Below are 5478 nucleotides of genomic sequence, written 5' to 3'. Positions count from 1 at the left end.
GCTTCCTCCTAAAAGAAAGCCTTGAATCACGTTCAATCTGATTTGAGAATCCCAAGAGTCCACACGGCCTAGTCCGCCGCTTTTCAATGAACGCACTATTTTACGGACCGCATCAATCATCCCGCAACCAGCGCTGTTGATCATGGCAAGTGTCGCTTGCGCGTCGCGCGAATGACGGAATACTGCCGCCCCGGCTAGGAATCGTGCGAATCACGGGCGGGGGAATCGGCATGAAGCGCTACGTCGGCTTGGCGGTGGCGACTCTATTGTGGTGCGGTAGCGGTGCGGGCGCCGCGGCGCAGAGCCTTCCATCCTACATGGCGCCGATCTCCGGCAAGACGAACGCGACACCCGCCAACACCGCGACCAAGGACGTGCTGGCGCTCAACACCGCGATGTTTGAGCTGTATGGCGACGCGGCAAAGATTTTCCAGAAGAACATCCTGAGCAAGCACCCGGTCATCCTTGCGCTGTTTTCCGGCGCTGGCGGCAGGATGATCCTTTATCGTCCGGGAATGGCGCCGACGGAGGCGCCGCAGGTGCCGATGGTCTACCAGTTGCTGAAGTCGGTGGGTCACAGCACGATGGCCTTGGCCGAAGTGGTCGGCCCCTATGTCGACAATCCCGGCGACAAATCCTGGCGCGGCTCGATGCTCGCCTATCGCAGCCGCATGCAATCGGCGCTCGATGGGCTGGACCGCACGCCGATGGAAGCCGGCTGGCGCGACAACAACCGCACCATCCTGCAGAACAACCTCGCCTTCATGGACGAATGCCTCGCCAAGGACGCCATTCCATTTGCGACGCTCGAGGCTTTCGGCAAGAAGCAGGCGCCGTACCTCGCCAAGAACGTTGCATGGGCGGCAGAGACTCAAGTTGCGCACTGGATGGGCGTGCTGGCGGACTGGAAAGCCCAGCTTGGCGCCGATTGGGACAAGACCTATGCCGCGAGCAACACCATCTATGTCGCGCGCCAGAACAACGTGCTGTTCAGCGTGCTCGCGCAGTTCTTCGGTCCCGATGCCATCAATGATCGCCTGCTCCTGATCGAAACCATCTCGTTCACAACGACGCCTGCGGACATGTTGGAATCGCTGACGCGGATCATCGCGGATCGCTCGGTCGGTTCGCTGTTCTTCGGCAACTATCATCTGATGGACTATGAACTGATGGGCGGCGATGCGCGTGTCGCGATATCAGCCGAGACCAAGAAGCGCGGCATGACGACGTTTCTGCCGCCGGCCGTGCCATTCGGCTCAAAGCAATGGCCGACCCTGGTCACGCCCGGTCCTGGCCCCGCATCGATCGCGGACTTGCGATAGTGTTTCCGTGTCGGCGTGTGATTCGGGCGCAACGACGATCTGATATCGGGCACGCCTGATAGTGTTGACCGAGGGGGTAAGGGGCATGCGGCCTTCGCGAAGGGAGTTCGTGAAGTGGGTCACGGCGAGCGGGATAGCGCTCAGCCTGTCACGATTGGGGGCGGCCGAGCCGGCGGGCTATCCGGCGCGCGCGGTGCTGCCCGGACGGCAGAACTGGAATCCGGCGGCCGATGGCCGCGGTCGCATCGATGGCGTCGCCAAGGTCACCGGCGCCAAGCTCTACGCCTCCGATTTTCGCGCCGCCGACCTGCCGGGATGGCCGGCCACGACGTCGCACGCGATCCTCGTCCGCGCGAGTGATGCGACGCGTGTCTATCTCGGCATGGACCTCGCACGCCTCAGCGGCGCGCTGAAGCCGTCGGTCGTGGTGACGGCCGAGGAGCTTGCGAAGATCGGCGCCCGCGTCCCTGAATTCTATGCCGGCGATCTGTTCTGCCCAGTCGGCAAGACGCCGCTTTATATGGGACAGCCGGTGGCGCTGTTGATCTTCGAGCAGTTCGACGCCTTCGATCGTGCGCGGCTGGCGCTGCGCGACGGCACCTTCGTGAAGTCAGGCGAAGAGACCGGTCCGGTCTCCGTTCCCAATTACGCCGCCTTCCGCTTCACGCGCGTGGCCGGGCCGACGCCCGAATCCCCCGACGTGTACTCGCCGATCCAGGCCGGCTGGGTGACGCCGGGGCGGCTCCAGGACACCACGCTTCCGGTCTGGTCCTCCTTCGCCAAGGAGACGCTGGCGCCCTATGGCAAGGCGGCGCGGTATGGCGAGCAGATCCGCGCCGAGCTGGATGCGAAGAACCCCGCAATGTTGGTGCTCGATCGCACCTTCGAGACCCAGTCGGTCGACCCGATGTTCCTCGAACCGGAATGCGGCCTCGGCTGGTACGACGCCAGAGGCGGAAATCTCGAACTCGTGCTCGGCGTCCAGTCGCCCTATGAAGCCACGGAGTCGATCGCGTACCTGCTCGGGCAGGCCCGCCCTCCCTTCAAGCCCGCGCAGATCAACACGCAGTTCACCTATATCGGCGGCGGCTTCGGCGGCCGCGACCACACGCCCTTCGTGCTCTATGTCGCGCTCGCCGCGATGTTCTTTCCAGGACGGCCGGTCCGGCTCGCGCATGATCGCTATCAGCAATTCCAGGGCGGCATCAAACGCCATCCGTTCAAGATGCGATCCCGGATCGGGATCGACCGCGCAACCGGCAAGATCCAGGCTTTCGCGGCCGATCACGTGCTCGATGGCGGCGGCCTCGCGAACTTCTCGTCGAGCGTGGCGGTCGTCGGCGCCACGGCGGCGATCGGCATCTATGACGTTCCGAAGGTCGACGTCACCACGGTGGCCGTGCATTCGCGCGGCGTGACCGCAGGCTCGATGCGGGGCTACGGGACCATACAGACCATGACCGCGCTCGAAGTGCTGATCGACGAGGCCGCAGCCGCCTTGCCGCTCGATCCGATCGAATTCCGGCGGCGCAATGCGCTCAAGCAGAATGGCCGGACCATGACGGGAAATCCGTACATCGTGTCGGTCCGCACGCCGGAGATCCTGGACAAGCTCGAGACACATCCGATCTGGCGGCAGCGCGCCGCAGAGAAGGCGCGGCTTGCACACAGCGGCGTCCTGGTCGGCACCGGCGTCGCCTGCGTCACCAAGGATTACGGCACCGGCGCGGACTGCTCGCTCGGACGCGTCGAGATTGCGGCCGACGGCAGGATTTCGATCCATTGCGATCATGTCGAGATGGGCAACGGCATCGGAACCGCACTCGCCAACCGCGTCGCGATCCATCTTGGCGCGGCAGCCGACGAAGTGTCGGTGGCGCGCATCGATACCTATGATGCGCTGGGTCTCGTCACCTCGGGCGATCCCTACACGATGGATCAGAAGACCCAGGACGCGGCTGCGAGGAATCCGCGCTGGGTGCCTGCGATCAGTTCGGCCACCAGCGCCTCGATCGGCGCGCATGTCGGGACCCATGCAGCCGCTGAGGCGGCGCGCGTCATCTTCCGCTATGGCCTGTGGCCGGCGGCGCTCGAACTCTGGCGCATCCCGCCCTCCGATCCGCGGGCGAAGGATTTCGCCAAAGCGCGCTGGAAGGATGGACAACTCATCCTGCCCGGCCTTGCGCCGCTGACACTGCCGCCGCTCGCCGCAACCGCGCATGCGCGCAACCTCGTGACCGGCGCGATCACCCACAGCTTCTCCCGCTGGGCCTGGTCGCGCGCGCGTTTCCAGTTCGGCAGCGAGCAGCACCGGGCGGAGATCGATGCGCTCGCAGTGCGGAGGGGTAGCGGGAAATTCACCGCGCTCAATCGTGTCAGCGTGTGGTTTCCGCCAACCGACAACAACAGGATCGGCACGGCCTACGCCTCGATGTGCGGCACGCTGGTTCGCGTCGAGATCGAGCGCACGACCGGCGCGCTGCGCATCGCCAAGGCCTACAGCGTGCTCGAATGCGGCCAGCCGCTGGTGCCGGAAGTCGTGCTCGGCCAGTCGCAGGGCGGCTTTGCCATGGGCGTCGGCTACGCCCTGCTGGAATCGCTGCCGCCTCACGAAGGCGGTCCCGGCAACGGGCAATGGAACCTCGGGCAATATCTGGTGGCGCGGGGATCGGACCTGCCGCTGCGCGATCTCGAGATCGAGATGCTGCCGCCACTGACGCCGGACGAGCCGCCGAAAGGCATGGCCGAAGTCGTGATGGTCCCCGTGGTCCCTGCCCTTCTCAACGCCATCTTCGACGCCACCGGCCACCGCTTCAATTCGTTGCCGGTCACCCAGGCCATGCTCAAGGGAGCCCTCGCGTGACAAGGCTTGCGATCACGATCAATGGCCGCGCGATCGATCCGATCGAGGTCCGCGACGATCTCTCGATGAACGACTTCCTGCGTGAACATCTCGGCATGACCGGCACCAAGTTCGGCTGCGGCGCCGCGCAGTGCCTGAGCTGCGCGATCATCGTCGACAACCCCGATGGCACCAGCGACACAACTCCGACCTGCGTCGTGCCGGCCGCAAGCTTCAACGGCAAGGCGATCCGGACCGTCGAGGGCCATGCGAGAGATGGCCAGCTCACCGCGCTTCAGAAGGCCTTCATCGATCACTTCGCCTTCCAGTGCGGCTACTGCGCCACCGGCTTCCTGAACGAAGCCCAGGTCCTCTTGGAACGTCTCGCGAAGAAGCCGGTGGCGCGAACCGAGCTCGATAAGACCATCGAAGAAGCGCTCGACGGACATATCTGCCGCTGCACCGGCTACATCAAATATCACGAGGCCGTCCGCGACGTGATCCTCGCCGATCCCCAGCGTTATCTGGCCTGACCATGACATCAGACATGCGGTTTCGGATTGTCGTTGTGGTCGCGGCGTTCGGCCTGAGCATGGTGACGGGTTATGCGGCCTCGCAGACCGCATCACATGGCCTGGCTTCGCCTGAGAGCTTTGCGGGGATCGCCGACAGCGACGCGCGATCGGCGGCGATGTTCACCGAGCTCGGCAAAGTGCTGACGCATCCGCGCTGCGTAAACTGCCATCCCGCCGGCGACCGTCCGCGCCAGGGCGACGAGGGCCGGCCGCATCAGCCACCGGTCACACGCGGCACCGACGGCCACGGGTTGGCGGCGATGCGGTGCTCGAGCTGTCACGGCAACGCCAATTTCGAGCCTGGCCGTATACCGGGTCACCCGGAATGGCATCTCGCGCCACGGGAGATGGGCTGGGAAGGCAAATCGCTCGCCGAGATCTGCGCCCAGATCAAGGACCCCGCCCGCAATGGCGGCCGCAAGGTCGAAGAGCTGATCCACCACATTGGCGAGGATACGCTGGTCGGCTGGGCGTGGCAGCCTGGCTTCGGCCGCTCCCCCGCGCCGGGCACGCAAAAACAGGCGGGCGCGCTCGTCGAAGCATGGGCGAAGAGCGGCGCGGCTTGTCCTGCGAGATAGTTCGCGACGCGCCATCATGGATGCGTGCAAGATGGTGGGTAGGATGGGTAGAGCGTAGCGAAGCAATCCATGCCCCCACTTGCCGATCGGGATAGGGGGAAGCCTCGCGGCTTCGCCCCTCCCACACCACCGGACGTACGGGTCCGTATCCGGCGGTTCGG

General features: G+C 65.1%; 4 protein-coding genes. All 4 read left to right on the top strand.

The window, feature by feature from the left end:
* The first annotated feature begins 230 nt into the window (after window positions 1–230).
* The 4 genes from AAFX91_RS38495 to AAFX91_RS38480 all read left to right on the top strand — a co-directional run bounded on the left by AAFX91_RS38495 (window position 231) and on the right by AAFX91_RS38480 (window position 5317).
* Window positions 231–1322 carry a hypothetical protein gene (locus AAFX91_RS38495; RefSeq protein ID WP_394569972.1) on the top strand — a complete coding sequence of 364 codons (1092 nt, stop codon included), beginning with the start codon at window positions 231–233 and terminating at the stop codon, window positions 1320–1322.
* Between the two features lie 85 nt (window positions 1323–1407).
* Window positions 1408–4185: a xanthine dehydrogenase family protein molybdopterin-binding subunit gene (locus AAFX91_RS38490; protein ID WP_394569971.1), complete on the top strand. Its 2778-nt coding sequence runs from the start codon at window positions 1408–1410 to the stop codon at window positions 4183–4185.
* The gene (locus AAFX91_RS38485; RefSeq protein ID WP_394569970.1) at window positions 4182–4697 is read left to right on the top strand and encodes a (2Fe-2S)-binding protein; all 516 of its coding nucleotides are present in this window, start codon (window positions 4182–4184) and stop codon (window positions 4695–4697) included. Before AAFX91_RS38490 ends, AAFX91_RS38485 begins: the two co-directional genes overlap by 4 nt.
* A 2-nt stretch (window positions 4698–4699) precedes the next feature.
* Window positions 4700–5317 (top strand): Isoquinoline 1-oxidoreductase subunit, encoded by a 618-nt coding sequence (locus tag AAFX91_RS38480; protein ID WP_394569969.1) that lies wholly within the window; start codon window positions 4700–4702, stop codon window positions 5315–5317.
* The last annotated feature ends 161 nt before the right edge of the window (window positions 5318–5478 follow it).

It is taken from the genome of Bradyrhizobium sp. 31Argb (assembly GCF_043638955.1).
GTDB lineage: Bacteria > Pseudomonadota > Alphaproteobacteria > Rhizobiales > Xanthobacteraceae > Bradyrhizobium.
The sequence above is the reverse complement of the archived record's forward strand: the minus strand, read 5'-3'. Positions and strand labels throughout refer to the sequence as shown.